The sequence below is a fragment of the Salinimicrobium marinum genome, from assembly GCF_014651535.1.
Taxonomy (GTDB): domain Bacteria; phylum Bacteroidota; class Bacteroidia; order Flavobacteriales; family Flavobacteriaceae; genus Salinimicrobium; species Salinimicrobium marinum.
This window is the reverse complement of record NZ_BMXB01000001.1, coordinates 730,753-753,382: the sequence shown is the minus strand read 5'-3', so window position 1 is coordinate 753,382 and position 22,630 is coordinate 730,753. Positions and strand designations below refer to the sequence as shown.

At 39.4% G+C, this 22,630-nt stretch carries 24 protein-coding genes and 1 tRNA gene; 13 read left to right on the top strand and 12 right to left on the bottom strand.

What is annotated here, in order from left to right; translation table 11 throughout:
* Nucleotides 1–155: 155 nt before the first annotated feature.
* A complete protein-coding gene (gene rho / locus IE056_RS03230) occupies nt 156–1,916 on the top strand; it encodes a transcription termination factor Rho (RefSeq protein ID WP_189603230.1) in 1,761 nt (586 codons plus the stop codon).
* Between the two features lie 207 nt (nt 1,917–2,123).
* On the opposite strand, the gene IE056_RS03225 is transcribed toward rho, so the two are convergent.
* Nucleotides 2,124–2,196 (bottom strand) — tRNA-Gly (locus tag IE056_RS03225).
* A 48-nt stretch (nt 2,197–2,244) separates the two neighbouring features.
* Nucleotides 2,245–2,697, bottom strand: coding sequence for a GNAT family N-acetyltransferase (locus IE056_RS03220; protein WP_229793634.1), 453 nt, complete (start codon nt 2,695–2,697; stop codon nt 2,245–2,247).
* Nucleotides 2,698–2,737: 40 nt separating this feature from the next.
* Between IE056_RS03220 and IE056_RS03215 the strand changes: the two genes are divergently transcribed.
* From IE056_RS03215 to IE056_RS03205, 3 genes are all read left to right on the top strand, one after another.
* Nucleotides 2,738–3,301 (top strand): ClpP family protease, encoded by a 564-nt coding sequence (locus tag IE056_RS03215; protein WP_189603229.1) that lies wholly within the window; start codon nt 2,738–2,740, stop codon nt 3,299–3,301.
* Complete coding sequence (locus IE056_RS03210) at nt 3,294–3,590, top strand: GNAT family N-acetyltransferase (protein ID WP_189603228.1); 297 nt, start codon at nt 3,294–3,296, stop codon at nt 3,588–3,590. The genes IE056_RS03215 and IE056_RS03210 overlap by 8 nt, the downstream gene beginning before the upstream one ends.
* A gap of 232 nt (nt 3,591–3,822) precedes the next feature.
* Entirely contained in the window at nt 3,823–5,478 is a 1,656-nt protein-coding gene (locus IE056_RS03205) for a L,D-transpeptidase family protein (protein ID WP_189603227.1), read from the top strand.
* On the opposite strand, the gene IE056_RS03200 is transcribed toward IE056_RS03205, so the two are convergent.
* Nucleotides 5,475–6,227 carry a murein L,D-transpeptidase catalytic domain family protein gene (locus IE056_RS03200; protein WP_189603226.1) on the bottom strand — a complete coding sequence of 251 codons (753 nt, stop codon included), beginning with the start codon at nt 6,225–6,227 and terminating at the stop codon, nt 5,475–5,477. The genes IE056_RS03205 and IE056_RS03200 overlap by 4 nt on opposite strands.
* A 276-nt stretch (nt 6,228–6,503) precedes the next feature.
* On the opposite strand from IE056_RS03200, the gene gpmI reads away from it, so the two are divergent.
* The 6 genes from gpmI (at nt 6,504) to IE056_RS03170 (ending at nt 11,225) form a co-directional block, all read left to right on the top strand.
* The gene (gene gpmI / locus IE056_RS03195; RefSeq protein WP_189603225.1) at nt 6,504–8,021 is read left to right on the top strand and encodes a 2,3-bisphosphoglycerate-independent phosphoglycerate mutase; all 1,518 of its coding nucleotides are present in this window, start codon (nt 6,504–6,506) and stop codon (nt 8,019–8,021) included.
* A 1-nt stretch (nt 8,022) separates the two neighbouring features.
* Nucleotides 8,023–8,595, top strand: a complete 573-nt coding sequence (locus IE056_RS03190) for a TlpA family protein disulfide reductase (protein ID WP_189603224.1) — start codon at nt 8,023–8,025, stop codon at nt 8,593–8,595.
* 73 nt (nt 8,596–8,668) lie between these two features.
* Complete coding sequence (locus IE056_RS03185) at nt 8,669–9,079, top strand: BT0820 family HAD-type phosphatase (protein WP_189603223.1); 411 nt, start codon at nt 8,669–8,671, stop codon at nt 9,077–9,079.
* A gap of 1 nt (nt 9,080) precedes the next feature.
* Nucleotides 9,081–9,905, top strand: coding sequence for a type I methionyl aminopeptidase (map, locus tag IE056_RS03180; protein ID WP_189603222.1), 825 nt, complete (start codon nt 9,081–9,083; stop codon nt 9,903–9,905).
* Nucleotides 9,898–10,461 carry an HNH endonuclease signature motif containing protein gene (locus IE056_RS03175; protein WP_189603221.1) on the top strand — a complete coding sequence of 188 codons (564 nt, stop codon included), beginning with the start codon at nt 9,898–9,900 and terminating at the stop codon, nt 10,459–10,461. Before map ends, IE056_RS03175 begins: the two co-directional genes overlap by 8 nt.
* Nucleotides 10,461–11,225, top strand: a complete 765-nt coding sequence (locus IE056_RS03170; RefSeq protein ID WP_189603410.1) for a class I SAM-dependent methyltransferase — start codon at nt 10,461–10,463, stop codon at nt 11,223–11,225. Before IE056_RS03175 ends, IE056_RS03170 begins: the two co-directional genes overlap by 1 nt.
* Here IE056_RS03170 and IE056_RS03165 read toward each other — a convergent pair whose 3' ends face one another.
* The 8 genes from IE056_RS03165 to IE056_RS03130 form a co-directional block, all read right to left on the bottom strand.
* Nucleotides 11,226–12,233, bottom strand: coding sequence for an FAD:protein FMN transferase (locus tag IE056_RS03165; protein WP_189603220.1), 1,008 nt, complete (start codon nt 12,231–12,233; stop codon nt 11,226–11,228).
* A gap of 3 nt (nt 12,234–12,236) precedes the next feature.
* Complete coding sequence (locus tag IE056_RS03160; protein WP_189603219.1) at nt 12,237–12,596, bottom strand: DUF8840 domain-containing protein; 360 nt, start codon at nt 12,594–12,596, stop codon at nt 12,237–12,239.
* Between the two features lie 265 nt (nt 12,597–12,861).
* Complete coding sequence (gene nqrF, locus IE056_RS03155; protein WP_189603218.1) at nt 12,862–14,151, bottom strand: NADH:ubiquinone reductase (Na(+)-transporting) subunit F; 1,290 nt, start codon at nt 14,149–14,151, stop codon at nt 12,862–12,864.
* A 9-nt stretch (nt 14,152–14,160) separates the two neighbouring features.
* The gene (gene nqrE, locus IE056_RS03150; protein WP_189603217.1) at nt 14,161–14,775 is read right to left on the bottom strand and encodes an NADH:ubiquinone reductase (Na(+)-transporting) subunit E; all 615 of its coding nucleotides are present in this window, start codon (nt 14,773–14,775) and stop codon (nt 14,161–14,163) included.
* A 24-nt stretch (nt 14,776–14,799) separates the two neighbouring features.
* Nucleotides 14,800–15,489, bottom strand: a complete 690-nt coding sequence (locus IE056_RS03145; protein ID WP_373297278.1) for an NADH:ubiquinone reductase (Na(+)-transporting) subunit D — start codon at nt 15,487–15,489, stop codon at nt 14,800–14,802.
* An 82-nt stretch (nt 15,490–15,571) separates the two neighbouring features.
* Nucleotides 15,572–16,312 (bottom strand): Na(+)-translocating NADH-quinone reductase subunit C, encoded by a 741-nt coding sequence (locus IE056_RS03140; protein WP_189603215.1) that lies wholly within the window; start codon nt 16,310–16,312, stop codon nt 15,572–15,574.
* A 2-nt stretch (nt 16,313–16,314) separates the two neighbouring features.
* Nucleotides 16,315–17,502, bottom strand: a complete 1,188-nt coding sequence (locus tag IE056_RS03135) for an NADH:ubiquinone reductase (Na(+)-transporting) subunit B (protein ID WP_189603214.1) — start codon at nt 17,500–17,502, stop codon at nt 16,315–16,317.
* Nucleotides 17,503–17,512: 10 nt separating this feature from the next.
* Nucleotides 17,513–18,856, bottom strand: coding sequence for a Na(+)-translocating NADH-quinone reductase subunit A (locus tag IE056_RS03130; RefSeq protein ID WP_189603213.1), 1,344 nt, complete (start codon nt 18,854–18,856; stop codon nt 17,513–17,515).
* A gap of 160 nt (nt 18,857–19,016) precedes the next feature.
* Here IE056_RS03130 and IE056_RS03125 point away from each other — a divergent pair, with 160 nt between their 5' ends.
* The 3 genes from IE056_RS03125 to apaG all read left to right on the top strand — a co-directional run bounded on the left by IE056_RS03125 (nt 19,017) and on the right by apaG (nt 21,782).
* Nucleotides 19,017–20,270 carry a type IX secretion system plug protein gene (locus IE056_RS03125; RefSeq protein ID WP_189603212.1) on the top strand — a complete coding sequence of 418 codons (1,254 nt, stop codon included), beginning with the start codon at nt 19,017–19,019 and terminating at the stop codon, nt 20,268–20,270.
* 61 nt (nt 20,271–20,331) lie between these two features.
* The gene (locus IE056_RS03120) at nt 20,332–21,393 is read left to right on the top strand and encodes a DUF3667 domain-containing protein (RefSeq protein WP_229793633.1); all 1,062 of its coding nucleotides are present in this window, start codon (nt 20,332–20,334) and stop codon (nt 21,391–21,393) included.
* A 2-nt stretch (nt 21,394–21,395) separates the two neighbouring features.
* A complete protein-coding gene (gene apaG / locus IE056_RS03115) occupies nt 21,396–21,782 on the top strand; it encodes a Co2+/Mg2+ efflux facilitator ApaG/CorD (protein WP_189603210.1) in 387 nt (128 codons plus the stop codon).
* 19 nt (nt 21,783–21,801) lie between these two features.
* Here the strand turns inward: apaG and IE056_RS03110 are convergent, their stop codons facing one another.
* Nucleotides 21,802–22,518, bottom strand: a complete 717-nt coding sequence (locus tag IE056_RS03110) for an NRDE family protein (RefSeq protein ID WP_189603209.1) — start codon at nt 22,516–22,518, stop codon at nt 21,802–21,804.
* Nucleotides 22,519–22,630: the final 112 nt, after the last annotated feature.

Below are 22,630 nucleotides of genomic sequence, written 5' to 3'. Positions count from 1 at the left end.
TTGAAAATACATATTTAAAATAAAAAATAAAGTCGTATAATTGCAGTATCATTTCGTAACCATTTCAACACAGGTTACTTAAGACTCCAATTTTTTTTCGATTCTTCCTCGAGAAGGTTAAATAAACCAAACACAAATTTTATTCAAAAACATTCATGTTTGAAATTTCAGAATTAAAAGCTAAAAAGCTGCCTGAGCTGCAGGAAATAGCCAAAACATTAAACGTTCCAAAATACCGTACGCAAAAGAAGCTGGATTTGGTATATCAGATTCTCGATTATCAGGCTTCCAATCCAAAAAAAGTACAGGAAGTTTTAACCGATGATGATAAGCAGGAAGACAAAAAACCTGCAAAGAAACAACGCAAACCTCGGGTGAAGAAAGAAAGCGAAGGTAAGACACCTCCAAATTCGGACACTACAAAGGAGCCGGAAAAGAAGGAAGGTACTCAGGAGCAAAAGCCTTCAGGTAAAGATGAGTCTTCCCAACCGAAAAGAAATCCTAAGCAGGATTCCAATAAACCTCAGGAAACTTCAGGAAAACCTAAGGAACGTAACAATCCCAAAGATAAAGATCAGTCTTCTTCAGGAAGAAAAGACGACAAAAGAAATCAAAGGGATACCAGAAAAGACAGCAGTCGACAAAAAGACAATCAGAATTCCGGAAACAGGGATTCAAATCAGAAGAACTCCGGAAATCGCAGCGATAACGGAAACAGGGATTCCGGGAACAGAGATTCAGGAAACAGGGACAGCGGAAACCGCGACAACCGTAACCGATACAAAGAACCCGATTATGAATTTGATGCGATCATAGAAAGCGAAGGTGTTCTTGACATCATGCAGGATGGCTACGGATTCTTAAGATCTTCAGATTATATGTATTTATCATCACCTGATGATATTTATGTTTCTCAGTCACAAATCAGGTTGTTCGGATTAAAAACAGGAGATACTGTTTTAGGCCAGGTACGACCACCTAAAGAAGGAGAAAAATATTTCCCTCTTATCAAGATCAACAAAATCAACGGACTTGCACCTCAGGTAGTAAGAGATCGTGTTTCTTTTGAGCACCTTACTCCTCTATTCCCACAGGAAAAGTTCAATATAGCCGAAAGACAGAGTACCATTTCCACAAGGATCATGGATATGTTCTCCCCTATTGGAAAAGGACAACGTGGTATGATCGTTTCCCAGCCAAAAACAGGGAAAACAATGCTTCTTAAGGATATCGCAAATGCCATTGCAGCAAACCATCCGGAAGTTTATCAAATTATCTTATTAATTGATGAACGTCCTGAAGAGGTTACAGATATGCAGCGGAATGTTAAAGGAGAAGTTGTTGCTTCCACCTTTGACAAAGAAGCTCATGAGCATGTACGTGTTGCGAATATTGTTTTGGAAAAAGCAAAAAGAATGGTGGAATGTGGCCATGATGTAGTGATCCTTCTGGATTCCATCACAAGATTGGCGCGTGCCTATAACACGGTACAACCTGCCAGCGGAAAAGTATTGAGTGGTGGTGTGGATGCAAATGCCCTTCACAAACCAAAACGTTTCTTTGGTGCTGCAAGAAATATCGAAAACGGAGGTTCCCTTTCAATAATCGCAACTGCACTTACTGAAACAGGATCTAAGATGGACGAAGTTATTTTTGAAGAATTTAAAGGTACAGGAAACATGGAGCTTCAGTTGGACAGAAAGATTGCCAACAGACGTATCTTCCCTGCCATTGACCTTACTTCTTCCAGCACGCGTAGAGATGATATCTTACTGGATGAAAATACGTTACAACGCATGTGGGTACTTCGTAAATATCTTGCAGATATGAATCCTGTGGAAGCAATGGAATTCATCAATGATCGTATTAAACAAACAAGGAACAATGAAGAGTTTTTAATCTCCATGAACGGATAACAAAGACTTTTTCTTTTGATACCAAAACCGGACAGAAATGTTCGGTTTTTTTTATTTCCCTCCACCCAAGGTGTGCCTGCAATACGGGATAGGCAAAACATTTAACGGTGCTCGCTCTGGACAGGCTTCTCACCCGGCAAGCTTTTTTGAGCACATGCCAAAAAAAATAAAAAAAAAGACCTCGCTTTTCAACGAAGTCTTTTGGTGAGCGGGAGACCGGGTTCGAACCGGCGACATTCAGCTTGGAAGGCTGACGCTCTACCAACTGAGCTACTCCCGCAATTACACCACAAATATAGAATTTAAGTTTTTATTCTTCCAAACAATTTTACAGCTTTTTTAGAAAATGATATCCTTTGATATCATAACCTTCATTCAAATAAAACTTGTGCGACCGGTAATTACTTACATAACTATTTAATTCTGAAGTCTCACAGCCTCTTTCCTCCGCATAGCTATAGATAAATTCAAATAACCTCTTACCTATACCTTTATTCCTGTGCTTTTCATCAATGTAGATATGATCTGGCTCGCAAGATCGACCTGCGTAATGCCTGGTCATAAACCATAGTCCGAACACCCCTACCAGTTCGCCGTTTAGAAAAATGCCGCGGCATTCATAATTTTGTCCAAACATTTCGGTAAATCTTTCTGTAAGTATTTCATTTGAAAATTGATTTCCCATAAGGGTTTGTATAAACGGAAGAATCAGCGGGATTTCTTCCTTTAAAATCTTGTTAAATGCCAGTTGCATATCCGGTTTTTCTGCAAAAATAGTCATATTTTTAACTAATTATATAAATCAGATTTAAAGCAGACCAATGAAAGATAAACCTAGTAAAACTCAGGATTTAATAGATAACACCTTATTAAAAGACAGAAAAGTATTCCTGTGGGGACAGGTAGACGAAAAAAGTGCACGGCACGTAATTGAAAGAATGCTTTACCTGGATTCTGAAAGCGACGAAGAGATTCAGTTTTATTTAAGCAGTCCCGGGGGCTATGTTACCTCTGGATTTGCAATATATGACACCATGCTTTCCCTGAATAGCCCCGTATCCACAATCTGTTCCGGACTTGCGGCCTCCATGGCTTCCATTTTACTTTCAGCCGGAGCTAAAGGCAGACGTTTCATTCAGCCTCATGCAAAAGTGATGATCCACCAGCCAAGTGGCGGTGCGCAGGGTCAGGCTTCCAATATTGAAATTCAGGCCGCAGAAATACTGAAGATAAAAGAACAAAGTGCAAGAATCCTTGCAGAAAACTGTGGACAGGATTACGAAAGAATCATCAAAGATTTCAACAGAGATTACTGGATGGATGCATCTGAATCTATTGAATATGGAATCGTAGACGAAATCAAAAAAGGAAACAAAAATGGATAAAAATATTCAGCAGAAAGAGCAGGACGGCAACGGAATGTTCTATATTGAAAAAGACGGTGATATTGTAGCGGAATTAACCTACAAAAAAATGGACAATGGAGTTATTACCCTTGACCATACCGAGACCGAACCCGAAATGGAAGGCAAAGGCCTGGCAAGCGCTTTGGTAAAACACAGTGTAGAATATGCCCGTAAAAATAATTTCAAGATCGATCCTTTATGCGCTTATGCTGCAAGACAGTTTGAACGTCATGAAGATTATCGGGATGTACAGGTAGAAGCTGAGTAAATACGGCTGAAATATCTCTGAAAAATTTAAACCGGCAGGAGAAGAGATCTCTTTTCCCCTTCCGGTTTTGTATTGTGCAGAAAAGAGAATTAAACCGAAAAAACTATTTTTCGCTCTTAATGAAAAATAATAAAAGTTGAAGATTTTTTCATTTAAGGCTCTTAAGAAGCTATTTTTCATACCGGAAAGCACATTCCCTGAAATCATCCAGTATCCAAATCAAAATTATCTTATGAAAAAGAAGATCAACAAATACACCTATTTGTCTGCTATTTTACTCCTGACTTTGGTCGTCGCCTCCTGTAATAACGGATCTGAAGGCAGTGAAAATGACGACAATTCCTTTTTTGGCAACTTGTTTGGAAATGGTGCCGGAGAGGATATTGAAATTTCCTCAGAAGAAATCTCCGGAAATCTGAAGAATATTGGGAATCAGTTATTGAACCAAAAAGAGCTTGAAAATTTTTACAACAGTCGGTCCAATCTGGCTGTATGGGGAGATGCCGAAATAAGGAGAGATTTCTACAGAGAATTAAAAAAATCTAATGAAGAGGGACTTCAGTTTCTGGATTATCACGGCAGTGAATTGGAAGATTTAATGGATGATCCCGGGGATCTTTCTGCAAAAGAAAAAGCCAGGATGGAACTACTTCTCACCGATGCCTTTTTTGAATATGCCTCACATTTATATTACGGAAAACTAGATCCCAAAAGCATGTATGAGATCTGGGGTGTAAAAAGAAAGCAGAAAGACCTTCAGAAACTACTGCAGGATGTTGCTGAAAACGGCAACATTGAAGATGCAATAACCGATCTTAAACCCAAACATCAGGTATATTCCGATCTTAAAAAGGCCTTAGGGGAATACGAAAAACTGAAGGAAGAAGATATCTCCATCCAAAAAATTCCGGAGGGGGAATTGATCAAACCGGGGGACGAAGATGAACGTATTGCTGCTATTACTGAACGTCTAAAGACATTAAACTTTCTTGATAAAGATTACACTTCAGAAGGAAATTTGTATGATGAAAGACTGCAGGATGCTGTCAACAATTTTCAGCATAGAAAAGGTCTTCAAACAGATGCTATTTTAGGGAATTCTACTATTCGGGAATTAAATATGAGTCCTGAAGACCGGTATTTCCAGATCCTGGCAAATCTCGAAAGATGGAGATGGTACCCTAGGGATCTTGGGGAACATTACATACTCATCAATATTCCCGCCTACGAATTGACCGTAGTAAAAGGTGGTGAAACGGTAAGGGAACATAAGGTGATTGCAGGAACAAAAGAGCGCCCTACTCCTATTTTTAGTGACTCCCTTCAATATATTGTCCTGAACCCCGAATGGAATATTCCCTCGACCATCAAAAATGAAGATGTGATTCCCGCAGCTTCAAAAAATCCAGATTACCTGAGCAGCCGTAACATGTCTGTACTATCAGCTGAAGGAGAAGCAATCAATCCATCATCTATTAACTGGTCCGGTGACGAGGTGCAGAGCTATCGGTTTGTACAGGAATCGGGACCCGCCAATCCATTGGGAAAGGTGAAAATTATTTATCCGAATGATTATGCGATTTATCTTCATGATACCCCTTCTAAAGATTTATTTGAGCAAAATGAAAGAGCAGCCAGTTCTGGTTGTGTAAGGGTTCAGGATGTACTTGATCTGGCAAATTATTTATTAGATGGCCAGGAAGACTGGAATATGGAAAAGATCAATGAAACAGTTGCATCTGGCGAGACCATACAGGTACCAATAAAAAGTCCCATCCGGGTTCACCATTTTTACTGGACCGCCTGGAGGGACAATGGGAATACTGTCTTTACTGAGGATGTTTATGAGCTAGACAAAGAAATTTATACTGCCCTTCAGAGAAATTAAACAGCCTGATTTACATATTTTGAATTTTTAGCGTATTCTTTATTTGGATGATAAATGAATAAAGCAGATTCGCCTTTGATCAATTCAATGACCTCTTTAGTTAAAGCCTGTGGTATTGCAGGACACCCAAGGCTTCTACCCAATCTCCCGGTTTTCTCAATAAAATCGGGGTTGGCATAAGCCGCACCATGCATTACAACATATCTATTTCGGGCATTACTATTGATTCCTTCTTCCATCCCGTCTATAAAAAGAGATAATCCGTTTTTACCGTAGTAAGTTTCCGCGGTAACATAAAAACCCAGGGAACTTTGAAAAGAATTAGATTTATTAGAAAATTTAGTAGCCATTTTTCCTCCGGTATTTCTTCCGTGAGCTACGTAAGTATGATACAACACCTCATTGGTAGTCATATCCAGAATCCACATTCTTTTTTTATCTGAAGACAGACTGAAATCCACTATGGTTAAAAGTTCATTCTTGATCTTTCCTTCATCCACTAATATAGCATAACCTGTTAACGCACTCTTAAAGGAAATAAGAGATGGCATGGATACATTATTGTCGGAAAAAGTCTTGTATAGAAGATTAATTTCTTCATCTGCGGTAAGAGCAATAGTAGTCTTTTCTGAAGTTACTTCATCTATAACTTCTTCTTTTTCAGAAAGATATGTAGTAGATCCTAAATTAGTTGTGAAAGCAAAAGAAGCGGTTACAAACGCAGTTAGCAATAGAAATTTGTTTAGCATAAAATGGTTTTTTAGTGTTGTGTTTTAAATATTTCAACAATGATACCATACCGGTTTTACAATAAAATAACTTGCTGTAAATTAAACTTTCAACATATACCAGCCAAATGATAACCCTGGAAAGGTATTTTTATTGTCTGCCGTACGTTAATTTTCAGAAATAAGAAAAAAAAATAAAAAATTCAATGGTTTTCGTTAGTATCTTCAGGGAAGCTTCCCTCTGTCCATCTATCAAAAAGTGATTTTGTTTCGTATCTTTACGAAAATATTTTTTTGATGAATAAGAAAGTAATTTTAATGATCCTGGACGGCTGGGGGATCTCTCAGGATGAAAAAACCTCCGCAATTGCACAAGCCAATACTCCTTATATAGATTCACTTATGATGAAATATCCCACCGCTCAATTGAGGACAGATGGGATGAATGTTGGGTTACCCGAAGGACAGATGGGAAACAGCGAAGTTGGTCACATGAATCTTGGCGCCGGGCGTATTGTATATCAGGATCTTGCTAAAATAAACCTTGCAGTCGAGAATAATACTTTAATTAAGGAACCTGTTTTAGAACAGGCCTTCAATTATGCCAAAACCAATAATAAACCCATACATTTCATGGGGCTACTAAGTGATGGAGGGGTTCATTCCCATATAGATCATTTAAAAGGTTTATTAACTGCAGCAGAAGAATTTGGAATTAAGGAAAAATACCTTCACGCTTTCACCGATGGTCGTGATGTTGATCCATTTTCGGGAAAAGGATTCATTGAAGAAATAGATGTTCATTTAAAGAAAACCAATGCAAAACTGGCTTCTGTCATTGGAAGATATTATGCCATGGATCGCGATAATCGATGGGAAAGGGTTCAGCAGGCTTACGACTTAATAGTTCGTGGAAAAGGTGAGAAAACTCAAAATGCTTCTGAGGCTATTCAGAAAAGTTATAACGAGGAAATCACCGATGAGTTTATCAAGCCTATAGTAATGACCGATGTCGCCGGAAATCCTGTAGCGACACTAAAAGAAGAGGAAGTAGTTATATTTTTTAATTTCCGTACAGATCGAGGTCGCCAGTTAACCCAGGCCCTTTCCCAAGAAGATTTTCCGGAATACGGAATGAAAAGTCTACCCTTGTACTACGTGACCATGACCATGTACAATAAAAATTTTAAGAACATCAGGGTGGTTTACAACAAAGAAAACATTGAAGCCACCCTGGGAGAAGTCCTGGAACATGAAGGCAAAACCCAGATTCGAATAGCCGAAACAGAAAAATATCCTCATGTTACTTTCTTCTTTTCGGGCGGAAGGGAAGCTCCTTTTAAAGGGGAAAAAAGGATTATGGCAGAATCTCCGAAAGTTGCTACTTACGATCTACAACCTGAAATGAGTGCATATGAACTTCGGGATAAAATCGTTCCGGAGATCAAAAGCAAATCTGCAGATTTCATCTGTCTCAACTTTGCCAATCCCGATATGGTGGGACACACCGGAGTATTCGAAGCGGCAGTAAAAGCTTGTGAAACGGTAGATGAATGTGCAAAAGGGGTAATTGATGCCGCTATTGAAAATGACTACTCTGTATTAGTAATTGCCGATCACGGTAACAGTGATATGATGATCAATCCAGACGGTAGTGCCAATACAGCTCACACTACAAACCCTGTTCCTTTTATTCTTGTAGATAAAGATGTAAAAAATATAAAAGACGGTAAGTTAGGAGACATTGCTCCGACTATTCTCAAACTAATGGGAATAGAAAAGCCCCACTTAATGACTCAAAACCCTCTTTTTTAATATGAAAGTATTATCTATTGCACTTTTTATTTCTGCAGCCCTTAGTTGCGGAAACGCCACGAATGAAAATAAAGCTAACGAACGTGAAACTGCTGCAGCAACCGAAAATATCGCAGAACAGGAGGCAGAGCAGGAAGAAATGCTCACCGGCGTGATATCCAAAAAAGACCTTCAACAGGCACCCTATAATAGCTGGTTTGAACCAACTTTCAATTCTTATGAACCTTCATCCGAAGTTCTGGAAGTTATTAAGAACAATATCAATGACTACGAAATTGAAATTTTTATGGGTACCTGGTGTGCCGATAGTCAAAGGGAAATTCCAAAGCTGTTTAAGATCTTGGAAGAATCAGATTACGACCTTGAAAAGCTGGAGATCGTGGCAGTAGACAGAAATAAAACCCTTCCTAAAAATGTTGAGCACACTGCAGAATTTCAAATGGTACCGACAATTATATTCTATAAAAATGAGGAGGAAGTGAATCGTTTTGTAGAATTTTCACAGGAATCGTTTGAAGAAGATATTGCCAAAATTGTTTCTGGAGAAGAATACACAAATCCTTACGCAGAATAATAAAGGATAAAATGAAGAACTTCTTTTTGGAAGTGCTTTAGCATAATCCTGTTATTCTTTTTATTTTTGTTTTATGTCAAGAATGCTCACCATAGCGGTTGATTTTGACGGTACCCTGGTAGAAAACAGGTATCCGGAAATTGGCAAGCCTATTATGTTTGCTTTTGAGACTTTAAAAAAATTACAGGAGGAAGGGCATTTATTAATTCTATGGACTTATAGAAGCGGAGAAAAACTTGAAGAAGCTGTAGACTTCTGCGAAAAAAAAGGAATTACTTTTTACGCCATTAATAAAAGTTATCCTGAAGAAGTCTACGAAGAAGCAATAAGCCGAAAAATACTTGCCGATCTTTTTATTGACGACCGCAATATTAACGGCCTGCCTCCGTGGGGCGAAATTTACCATACATTGACCACCGCAAAGCCTGAAGCCCCTAAGGTTATGAAGAAGAAAAAGGGGTTATTGAAATTTTTAAAAACGTAATATGATCATTCCAAAGTCCAGAGAAGAAATCGAACTCCTTCGGGAAAGTGCCCTTATTGTATCCAAAACCCTTGGAATCCTGGCGCCTGAAATAAAACCCGGAGTGACCACTCTTAAGCTTGATAAACTGGCGGAAGAATTTATAAGAGATCAGGGAGCTATACCCGGCTTTTTGGGAATGTATGATTTCCCCAACACTCTTTGCATGAGCCCTAATGCGCAGGTAGTGCATGGAATTCCCAATGACAAACCTTTACAGGAAGGAGATATCATCTCTATAGATTGTGGAGCAGTGAAAAACGGTTTTTATGGAGATCACGCCTATACTTTTGCCGTGGGAGAAATTGATCCTGAAACCCAAAAGCTTCTGAAGGTAACAAAGGAATCTCTTTATATAGGAATCAGGGAGTTTAAGCAAGGAAACCGAGTGGGAGATGTGGGATTTGCCATTCAGCAACACGCAGAAAAACATGGATTTGGAGTAGTAAGAGAACTGGTAGGTCACGGACTTGGAAAGAAAATGCATGAAGACCCCGAAATGCCCAACTACGGAAAAAGAGGAAGAGGGAAAAAATTTATTGAAGGGATGATCGTTGCCATTGAGCCAATGATAAATGCCGGCACCCAAAGGATTCACCAGCTAAAAGACGGATGGACCATCTTAACTGCCGATAATAAACCGAGCGCACATTTTGAACATGATGTTGCATTAGTTGATGGAAAACCTGAACTACTTTCAACTTTTCAGTATATTTATCAAGCCCTTGGAATTTCCAGTGATGAAGAGGAAGAGTTCAGGGCCGTCAAACTGGAATTACATGATTAAAAAATTTCGACAGGAAGTATGGAAGCCTTACCATAAAGAAACCTGGCAAGAGCGTTTTCGGTATTCGATCTCGAATTATGGAAGGGTTATTAGTTTTGTCAAGAATCCTAAGGGAGAGCTTATAGGAGGAGGAAAATCTCAGGGTTTTCTCACCTTTGTTGCCAATCTTCAAACAGGCAAAAAACAGGCATGTTACATTCATAGGGTAGTAGCCGAATTATTTCTGAAAAAGAAAGAAGGAGATAAATTCGTCATCCATAAAAATTATTTAAAGACAGATAACCGGGCAAACAACCTTGCCTGGGTCACCAAAGAAGAATGGACGGCACACCAGCAGGGAAATCCACAGGTGAAGGAAAATAAAATAAAGCGTAAGATTGGGACCATAAAATGTTATTCGAAGCTTACCTATGCCCAGGCCACCATTTTAAAAAAGAAGCTGCTTGATCCCAATCGAAAAACCCGGATTAGAGTATTGGCCAAACAATTTGGGGTTTCTGAAATGCAACTTTACAGAATTAAATCGGGGGAAAACTGGGGCGAGATAAAAGTATGATCAGGAAAGTCTTTAAATTAGTTCTCAATTTCATTCCCAGACCTTTACTTATTAAACTCAGTTACGTCGCCAGGCCTGTCCTGGTTTTGTCGCTTAAGGGAAACAAGGTAACAGATCCAATTGACGGCAAAAGCTTCTCGAAATTTCTTCCCTATGGATATGAGCAGCAGCGGGAAAATGTACTCTCCCCTTCTACTCTATCTCTTGAACGCCACAGGCTTTTATGGCTCTATTTAAAGAACGAAACTTCATTTTTCAGAGATGAGCTTAAGGTGCTGCATTTCGCACCGGAACAAGCCTTTTACAAACGTTTCCGGGAATTACCAAACTTAGATTATACTACCACAGATCTTAACTCTCCCCTGGCAGATGTAAAAGCTGATATTTGTGATCTTCCTTTCCAGGACAATACTTATGATTTTATTCTGTGCAATCATGTACTGGAACATATTCCAAATGACCGGAAGGCGATGCAGGAACTCTACAGGATCTTAAAACCAGGTGGCACTGCAGTCCTTCAGATTCCGCAGAATTTGAGCAGGGAAACCACTTTTGAAGATGACTCCATTACAGATCCCCGGGAGCGCGCAAAGATTTTCGGACAATATGATCACGTACGGGTTTATGGCAGAGATTTCTTCGACATTCTGAGAAGCACAGGCTTTACGGTGGAAGAAGTGGATTATACCTCTAAACTTTCTACGGAAGAGATTGAAAAATACAGATTGGCAAAAGGAGAAATTATTCCGGTATGCCGGAAATAATTACAACTCAACCAAAACTGCCTGAAAACCTTCAGAAGCATAGGTTTTTACTTTACTGGCTTCGGTATATATCAAATAAACATCTACTTTCTTAAGATCCTTCAGGGTCTTTAATGTTTTCTCTACTCCAAGCGCCATAAAAGCTGTGGCATAACCATCTGCCAAAGCACAATTTTCTGCCAGCACAGAAGCACTAAGCAAATTGCTTTTTTCGGGATATCCTGTCAACGGATTAATGGTATGTACATAGGTCGTACCCGTTTCCGGATCTGTCCGGAATTTCCTGTAATTCCCTGAACTCGCCATTGCTCTGTCCTTTAGTTGAACACCCGCTATAAGGGTTCGCTGATCTTCCTCCTGATTGGGATCATCAATTCCCACAACCCAAGCAGTATTTTTCTTAACATTTCTGCCTTTAGCCAACAATTCGCCTCCCAGCTCCACCAGAAAATGTTTTGCTCCCTGCTGTTCCAGGTAAAGGCCTATCAAATCAATAGCATATCCCTTTGCGATTGCATTGAAATCAAGATAAACTTCAGGAAAATCTTTTTTCACCTGCCCTTCCGGAGAGATCTTTATCTTATCGAGCCCCACAAAAACCATCAGGGAATCAATTGTAGTACTATCTATGATCTTTAAACTTTTCTCAGGTCCAAAGCCATACATGTTTACAAGGTCACCTACAGTAGGATCGAAATAACCTCCACTCTCGCTGTAAATTTGTTGAGAAAGAGAAAAAACATTTTGAAACAAAGTATCGACAATCACCAGTGAATCTCCGCGGTTCAAACGTGAAATATCGGAATCTGGCTGATAAGTACTCATAGATTTATTCACCACTTTAAAGATAGAATCAAGAGCTCTCTCCATCCCTAGGTCTCTTTCTGAAAAATATTTAATTGTATAGGTAGTTCCCAGCGCTTTGCCGGAAACTGCTTTTTCCTCATAGGCAGATTCCTGGCATCCTGTGAAGAAAATAATTGCCAAGCAAAAAAGTAGTTTTTTCATTATTTATATTTCCTGAAGTCCGTCGTAGTTTACCACGTAATTTTCCGTATCATTTACCGGTAATTCATAATTATCGGCATGGGCGATTCCCACACCCGCAAAGAAGGTAATTGCTTCAAATTTTAGCGCGTGCTCTTTAATGGATTCCATAAAGATGTAATCGATCTCTTTTGGATCCTGCGGATATTCGATCGCCCTCACTACTACAAAGTGTAGTTTTTTGTTTTTCAAGGCCACGAACTGAGGATCGCTTTTAAGCTTACTATTCACACCTAAAAATTCGAACCCCTGATCTTCCAGATCCTTGCCCACAATATTCATTGCGAGGTTATGAAGTTCCTGTTTTGAAAGTTCCTTTTTCATATGTCAACAAAAATACAACTATTAGGAATTTTTAAAAGAAAAGCAGACCTATTAAATATATAACCAGACACCCTTCTTAAGACTGAAACTATAAAAAGAAAGTATAGAGATTGAAATAAATAGATAAGGCAGGTAGAAAGAAAAGAGATTGCCAGAAACGCTTTTAAAAAACTCTTCCCATGAAGGTGATTCCGGAAAACACCAATAAAAAACAGCTACCGAATGAACGATAGCTGCTTTGTATATAATTCAAAAAGATTTTTAACTATCCTCCGAAGTCATCAAATCTTACATTTTCAGCAGGTACACCAAAATCATCTGTCATCTTCTCTACTGCCTTGTTCATCAACGGCGGCCCACAGAAATAGAATTCAATATCTTCAGGCTCATCGTGATGGTTCAGGTAATTATCAATTACCACCTGGTGAATGAATCCTACGAATCCATCTCCTTCACCATGAATTCCGTCTTTAACTTTCCAGTTGTCTTCTTCCAGAGGTTCAGAAAGAGCGATGTAAAATTTAAAGTTCGGGAAATCTTTTTCCAGTGCACGGAAATGCTCTGTATAGAACAATTCACGCTTGGAACGACCACCATACCAATAAGTAACTTTTCTTCCGGTTTTAAGGGTTCTGAACAAATGGTACAGGTGAGAACGCATTGGAGCCATCCCGGCACCACCACCTACGTAAAGCATTTCTGCCTCACTGTGGTTAATAAAGAATTCACCGTAAGGTCCTGAAATGGTTACTTTATCCCCTTTCTTCTGATTAAAAATAAAAGAAGAAGCAATACCAGGATTTACATCTGACCATGCGTTTTTATCACGGTCCCATGGCGGAGTAGCAACACGAACGTTTAGCATAATCCTTCTTCCTTCGGCTGGGTAAGAAGCCATAGAGTAAGCACGCTCAACTGTTTCAACATTACGCATCACAAGTGGCCAAAGACCAAACTTGTCCCACTCTTCGTGGAATTTCTTAGGATCTCCAGGATGTTCCTCAGGGTGTGCTGTGATGTCCATATCTTCAAACTTCACTTCACATTTAGGTATCTCGATCTGGATATAACCACCGGCCTTATAGTCCATATCTTCAGGAATTTCTACTACAAATTCCTTGATAAACGAAGCCACGTTGTAGTTACTAACTACTGTTGCCTGCCACTTCTTAATTCCGAAGACTTCTTCAGGAATTTGGATCTTCATGTCCTGTTTCACTTTAACCTGGCAACCAAGACGCCACCCCTGGGCGATCTCTTTTCTGGTAAAATGAGGCTCTTCTGTTGGAAGTATACTACCTCCACCTTCAGAAACTATACATTTACATTGTACACAGGTACCACCACCACCACAGGCAGATGGAAGGAATAATTTTTCCTGCCCCAGGGTTGAAAGAAGTGTTCCACCGGAACCAACTTCCAAATCTTTCTCTCCATTAACATTGATCTTTACAGGACCTGAAGGAATCAGTTTTGCTTTGGCTCCCAACAGTACACTTACCAGTATTAAGATCAATACTAAAAATACAATTACACTTGCTATAATAACTGTCATAACTCTTTTCTATAATTTGATTCCCATAAAACTCATAAACCCTAAAGCCATCAATCCTGTAATGATAAAGGTTATTCCCAGTCCTTTCAAAGGTGCAGGCACGTTTGAGTAGGTGATTTTCTCACGAATGGCCGCAATTCCAAGAATTGCAAGGAACCATCCAATACCACTTCCAAGTCCGTAAGTGATCGCATAATCGATTCCGGGGAAATCTTTTTGCTGCATAAATAATGCACCTCCAAGAATCGCACAGTTTACTGCAATAAGTGGAAGGAAGATCCCAAGAGCACCATATAATGCGGGTGCAAATTTCTCAACAATCATTTCTACTAACTGCACCATCGCTGCGATAACTGCAATAAACATGATGAAACTTAAGAAACTAAGGTCAATTGATGCGTATTCTGCTCCAAGCCAGGATAAGGCCCCGGGACGTAACAGGTAATTATCAAGCAGGAAGTTGATAGGAACCGTAATTGTAAGTACAAAAATTACCGCCGCTCCAAGTCCTACTGCTGTTTTTACTGTTTTCGAAACTGCCAGATAGGAACACATCCCCAGGAAGTAAGCGAAAATCATATTTTCGATGAAAATACTTCGAACAAATAAATTTATATAATCCATAGTCTGTTTTTTAACTGTCCCCGATTAGTTCTCGATGAGTTTTCTGTTTCTGGCTCTTTGTACCCAGATTAGCAGTCCTACCACTATCAAAGCCATAGGAGAAAGCAACATCAAACCATTGTTTTCATAACCAAGAGCATATAATCCTGTAGATTCTGCCATGGTCACACCTTTGTGCCCAAGTATCTCATATCCAAATAATTTACCGGAGCCCAGCAGTTCTCTAAAGAAAGCCACTATAATAAGAATAAGACCATAACCTGCTGCGTTTCCAATACCGTCAAGGAAAGACCTCCATAATCCATTTCCAAGTGCAAATGCTTCCAAACGTCCCATTACAATACAGTTGGTAATAATCAACCCGATAAAAACTGAAAGCTGCCTACTGACATCGTAAGCATAAGCCCTCAAGATTTGATCAACCAAAGCCACCAATGATGCTACCACAACCAATTGGACGATAATACGAATCCTACTTGGAATCATGTTCCTTAGAGCTGAAATAATTACGTTACTAAAAGCCATTACAGCGGTTACAGCAATCGCCATAACGATGGCCGGCTCCATTTGAACAGTAATTGCCAGGGCAGAACAGATACCAAGAACTTGAACGGTAATTGGGTTATCATCATCTAAAGGATCGCTTAGTAGTTTTTTGTTCCTTTTAGAAAATAAGCTCTCTCTCTCTTCAGAATCTGAAAGGAAGAGTACCATTGCTTTTCTTTTAGCTTCCTTTTCTTCATTTGTAACCTCAGCATTTTGCTCAGGCTTATTGTTTATTTCCTGTGCCATAATTTTAGTTGTTTGAAACATTAACGTCCGTTTCACTTTCGAAATAAGGTAAATAATGCTGAAGCCTTTCAGAGATCATATCTGAAACTCCGTCTCCAGTAATGGTTGCACCTGAAATGGCATCCACCTTATTATCATCCTTAGACGCACTTGAATTTCCTTTCACAACAGAAACCCCTACAAGATTTCCGGTATCATCAAAGATCTTTTCTTCTGCAAAACGCTCTCTAAACCATTCCTGGGTAATTTCTGCACCCAGTCCCGGTGTTTCACCAAGGTGATCAAAAGTAGCTCCTTTGATGGTGTTTACATCATTCTGAAGAGAGATATAGCCAAAAATCGCATTCCATAATCCGGCTCCCCTAAGTGGGATGATATAATAAGCTTCTCCATCAACATTCGCTTTGTACAACGGAAAATTCTGTTCGGTCGCAGATCTTTTGAGTTCTTTTGCAAGGTCTACATCAAAAGCATCTACCCCTTCTCTTTCGTTACCTTCACTATCCAGTACAATCTCTTCTGTTATATACTGCTCGTAAAGTTCCTGTGCTTCATCTGGTTGGGCAACCACCCCAACGGTCATTAGAATACTTTGCATTTTATCAATCCGCATATTCTCATACTGCATTGGCTGCAAAGAAGTGGCAGCAAAGGCCAGCACACTTCCCACCACGATCACCATTACTATCGCAAAGATAAAGGTGTACGAATTGGTGTTCGTTTTATTTACTGATTTTTCTTCCATAATTAAACTGCTGTATTAACTTGTGGATTTATTCCTTCCGGACTTTTTCTTTTATTCCTTCGTTTGATACTTCCCTGTATCACGTAATGGTCAATGGTGGGTGCAAATACATTCATTAAAAGTATCGCCAGCATCACCCCTTCCGGATAAGCAGGGTTGAATACGCGGATCATTACAGAGAAAAACCCTATCAAAAATCCGTAAACCCATTTTCCTCTGGTCGTCTGTGCACCCGAAACAGGATCTGTAGCCATATAAACAATACCAAAAGCCAGTCCTCCCACTAATAAGTGTTCATACCAAGGAAAGTTAGTCAATTCATTACCTTCCAGTCCCATTGACGGCAGTGCATTAAAGATCAATCCCATTACCGAAGCTCCAATTACAGAACTCAGCATTATTCTCCAGCTACCAACTTTTGTGAATATCAGCAATAATGCTCCTAAAAGGATCAATGCTGCTGAAGTTTCTGAAGCCGATCCCGGAATTACTCCAAGGAACATATCCATAGTACTGTATTGCACCTGTTCGCCGGCTGCAAGAGTTCCAAGAATTGTTTCTCCCGAAACACCATCTACTTCGGCTGCGTTACTTACCCAAACCGTATTACCCGACATGAATGTAGGATATGCAAAAAAGGCAAAGGCTCTCGCTGTTAATGCAGGATTAAGGATATTCATTCCGGTTCCTCCAAAAGCTTCTTTACCAATTAAAACAGCAAACACAACAGAAACCGCCACCATCCATAAAGGAATATCAATAGGCATAATCATGGGGATCAACAATCCCGTTACCAGGTAACCCTCATTAATTTCATGCCCCCTGTAAATAGCAAAAGCGAATTCTATGCTCAGACCTACTATATAAGACACTGCGACCATAGGCATTAACTTTAATGCCCCATGACCAAAAGCTTCCCAAAAACCAACCTCCGCCTGTATTTGTGAAAGATACTGGTAACCAATATTCCACATAGAAAACAACAGCACAGGGATCAATGCAAGCACCACCGTGATCATCACTCTTTTGAGATCTACGGCATCCCTTACATGCGCACCCTTACTGGTAGTGTGATTAGGGGTGAAAAGAAGCGTATCAAAGGCATTTATTGCCGGCGCAAACTTTTCGTATTTTTTACCTTGATTAAAAGGCTCTCTTAATTTATCTAATTTTGTTCTTATCCATTCCATAGTGAACTGTTTATCCTACTTCGGTAATCATTAAATCCAATCCTAATCGTATAATTTCCTGAGCTTCAATTTTTGAAGTATTCACATAATCAACCAGTGCAAAATCTTCAGGAGCCACTTCATAGATACCAAGGCTTTCCATCTTTTCTATATCACCGGCCATACAGGCTTTTATCAGCTGCATCGGGAAAAGATCCATTGGCACAACAGCCTCCATTTCCCCGGTCACAACCAGAGCCCTTACCTCGCCATGAAGGTTCGTGTCAACGTCATACCTTTTATTCGGAAACATCCAGGATAGGTTGGTACGAGATTTTGAAGGAATATCATTATATGTAAAAGGCAACCATCCCAACATTCTGTACTTATTCCCTTCTGGAATTAATGTTACCACATTCGGGAAGAAACCTACATATTGTCCGTTGGAAAGTTTTTTTCCCGTTAAAACATCACCAGAAATAATCCTTACATTATCACTCACTGTTCCTATTAAATCTGAAACATTAGCACCAATCTTCGTACGGAAATACTTTCTGTTTTCAGCAGAACTTCCGGCAACTGCAATAGTACGAACAGCATTAAACTTTCCGGTTAGGAAAAGTTCTCCAATGTTGGCAACATCTTCCGGTCCTACTGTCCACACACGCTCACCCATATTAATAGGATCAACATGATGGATTTGAACCCCCACATTTGCGGCGGGGTGCGGACCTGATACTTCATGAAGCTCAACATTCTTCATACCATTAAGGGAAGAACCGCCTTTTTTCGCCACAGAAAGATGAACTTTACCTCTGGTTAACTTGGTCAAAGCATTAAGCCCCACCTGAAATGCCTCCAGCCTGTCCTGCAAGATAAATTCAATATCTGCAGATAGCGGAGCAGTATTCATTGCAGAAACAAAAATTGCTTTAGGGGAATCTTTAGGATCTGCTACAATATCGTATGGTCTTTGATTCACAAATGCCCAGCATCCACTTTCCAGGATTCTGTTTTTCACATCAACAGAATCGGCAGTAAGAGGGTCCATTGCACCAAATTCCCTGTAGGTATCCTGGGGATCTGCATCAATGATCACTTCCATGATTCGTCTTTTCTCCCCACGCTTAATCTCTCTAAGCGTACCGCTTACAGGAGAAGTAAATTTCACTTCCCCGGTATATTTGGAAAAGAAAAGCTCATCACCGGCTTGCACCTTAGCTCCTTCTTTTAGAACCATTTTCGGAATAATTGAATGGAAATCTGGCGGCTTAATCGCGAAAGATCTTGATCGCGGGGCGTCAATCAAAGTTTTTTCAGCCTCCCCTTTTAATCGTAGTGTATGCCCTCGTTTAATTCTAATGTCGTTTGACATAGGATGGAGTGTTAAATTTTCGTTTAAAAATTGCTGCAAATTTACATATTTTAATGGCACACTTCCCAAATAAATGACAATTAATTCCGTTCACGGGGTGTTAAAATGACCGAACAATGATCTTGATCAGTTTTTCAGTATTTTGATATATATTTGGCCAATGAAGATATTTTCCATCCTCTTTATTTACACGATACTCTTCCTCCCTGGAATGGGAGCTCAGGTAATACAGGAAATTGTGCCCCCAAATTATATCCGCACTGTAACTTTTGGCGGAAATGAATTGAGAAGCGGAATTCCGGTGGTAAGACTGGGAGAACCACTGCATCTGGAATTTGATGATATCATTGGAGATGAAGCCGACTACTACTATACCATCGAGCACTACAACTATGACTGGACACCCTCTCAGCTTGTAAAAGCCGAATATTTGCAAGGCTTTGACAACATCCGATTATTTAATTACGAAAATTCCTACAACACCTTACAGTTATATTCCCACTACAGCCTTAGAATTCCAAATGAAGACACCCGTGGTTTAAAGGTTAGTGGCAATTACATGCTAAACATCTTTAACGCCAACCGGGAACTGGTTTTTTCCAGAAAATTTATTGTTTACGAATCTCTGGCTCAGGTAGAAGTAGAAGTTAAAAGAGCCCGGGATGTAAAGCTTATTCATTCCAGGCAAGTTGTAAATTTTCGTGTAGATTCCCCAGATTTCATACTTAAGAATCCGGACGAAACGGTTTCAGCTGTGATCCTTCAAAATTACAATTCCAAAACAGGTATTTATAATATAAAACCTCAATACACGGTAGGAAACGAATTGATCTACAGGTACGACGAGCTCACTTCTTTTTGGGCAGGAAATGAATATCTTGATTTTGACAGCAAGGATCTTCGTGCCGCTACTGCCAGTATTGGAAGGATAGAAGTTCGGGATCTTTATCATCATTTTCTAAACCGGGATCGCATTAGAGCTTTTGATCCATATACCTACAACCCCGACATAAACGGTGGGTTTGTGGTACGCACTTTACAGGGTCAGAATCCAGACATAGAATCTGAATACGTATGGACCCATTTCGCCCTTGAGACCTACGAACCTTTAGAGGGCGGAGAACTGCATATCTATGGCGGTTTCAATAATTTTGAGCTAGATGAATCTACACATCTGGAATACAATTCCAGAACCGGAAGATATGAAACAGCAAGGTTATTTAAACAAGGGTTTTACAACTACAAATATGTTTTGCTTAGAAAAGACGGAATTCTGGATGAAGGTTTTATTAGCGGAAATTTCGTCAATACCGAAAATATTTATACCGTGCTCATCTACTACCGGAATCTGGGAGCGCGATACGACCGGATAATTGGCACTGGCAGCGCCACCTCTGTTAATATTTCAAACTAATTGAATTTAAATTTATATTTGATTAGTTTATTCTTAATCAATGCAGCCCGAACGTAAACTTTTGAAGTACCGAGGCAAAGAATGCCTTAACTGCTTTCAACCTCTTGACAAAAGTGAGAAGTACTGTCACAACTGCGGACAATTAAACAGTACTAAGAAACTCACCTTTAATGACTTCTTTAATGAGTTCTTTGCCGGTATTCTTGCCTACGACTCCAGGGTGTATCGCACCATTAATTCCCTGTTGTTTAATCCAGGAAAAATTTCTAAGGATTACATAGAAGGTAAACGTCAGCGTTATGCTAACCCCTACAGGTTTTACCTTAGTGCATCTATTGTTTTTTTTATTATCTGGGGATTCACTACAGATTCTGAAGGCATACAGGAAGCAAGTGCAGCCGCTAATGAAATAAATAACGAAGAAATTCAGAAGGAAATTGATTCTGCAATCGCAGATGCCGAATTGCCGGTGGAAAGCACCGCTAATGAGAATTCATTTACCCTGCTAAATGATGAAGACGAAACCCTTGAAGAAATCTATCTCTCTCAACAAGAACTGGATACTATGGGATTCTGGACAAGATCGGCCACAAAAATGAAGATCTTTTCTAAATTTTATGATGACAATAAAATAACAGCTTCCACAAAAGCTATGGAAAGCCTTAAGTACGATCAGACCGGCTTCAATAAATGGCTGTATAAGAAAACTATAGACCTCAACCTTATCTCCTCCAATCCAAACCTGTTCATAGATTACTTTTTCAGCAAACTTCCGTTTATCATTTTCTTCTACTTACCGGTCTTTGCCCTTTTTATCTGGCTGGTTTATGCACGCCGGACTTTTTCTTATATGGAACACCTAATTTTCACTTTTCATAACCAAACTATGTGGTTTGTCCTCTTCAGCATAGCCATTATCGTAGATTATACATTTAATATTGGTACAGGAAAAACCATAGGAACTTTCTTCTTTCTTTTCTATTTATATAAGGCAATGCGCAAATTTTACAGGCAGGGAAGAGTTAAAACCATTCTAAAATTTATAATTATAAACGGAATATTCTTTATTTTAGCAGTAATTGCAACAATATTTTCATTGATTGCATCATTCGCGGTTTATTAATCATGGTACAACAGGTAACTAGAGGCATTAAGATTTCAATCGAAACCAGTTTCGAAGGGACTTTCTATAGAAATTACCGAATGCATTTTGCCTTTGGCTATCAAATCACCATTGAAAATCAAAGTAAAGACTCTGTACAACTCACTTCCCGTTTCTGGCGAATAAAAGATTCTCTTAACAACACTGAAATTGTAGAAGGCGAAGGAGTGATTGGGAAAAAACCTGTTTTAAAGCCGGGAGAATCTCATACCTATAAAAGCGGAAGCCTTTTAACTTCTCCCTTCGGCTCCATGAGTGGATTCTATAATATGGTAAATTTTACTTCTACCAGAAAGTTCAGGGTAGCCATCCCTTCGTTTCAACTAAGCGCTCCGTTTGCGTTAAATTAAATTGCTTTAAAAGAGGACATTACCAGTATTTTTTAGTCTCAAAAACAGGAGTTCCTTCTCTTAAAAGGTCTTTATAGATCATTTTTACCTCTTCTGAAGTTCTTTCAACCTGAGTTATACTGCAAGTTTTCAATATACCTTTATCAATAATTAATCCTTTACCGCCTTCTGCATCTTCAGAAGAATGGAAGTTCATTATTTTTTCCTGCGTAAGATTATTTCCTGAGCTAAAAGTTTTAAAATGCTGTTGTCGCTCCAATCTTGTTTCAGGAGTATAAAGAAAAGAAGAGGCCCAAATGTGATTTTTTAGTGGTAATTTCTGAATATGCCGTTCGCTTCCACCCCATACCAGCTGATATAAATCAAGGGATTTCTTCCACTCTACCACAATGCAGGTAAATGGTTCTGTTTCCTCTAAATCTTCCGACTCGAATGCGGGCAAAAGATCTCCGGCAGCAAGAAGATTTTTTACCACCACTCCCCTGCTCTTCGCATAAGAAGGCTTCCGAAGATGCTTTTCAAATCCGCCGTTCATCAGGCATACCACCCGTTTTTTCTCACTAAGGCCAATCCAGGTACCACCTGCCAGCGCATCTCTAGGAAACAACAAAGCAGTTCCGTTTTCATAATAAGTATTGGGGACTAAGGTTTTTCGGTCGACAGCTTCATCCCGATTGGACGTAAGAATGAATTCTTTAGATGCTGCTGAAGTAGGCACAAAGGTTATGGTACACATTTTATGAATTTTCTAAGAAATGAGGCTTTGAAAACAAAAAGTTCACTTAAAGTTCAGGCTTTTTCATTGCCGTTAAAGTTCTTTTGATTTTTTTACATTTACAAAGCATTTA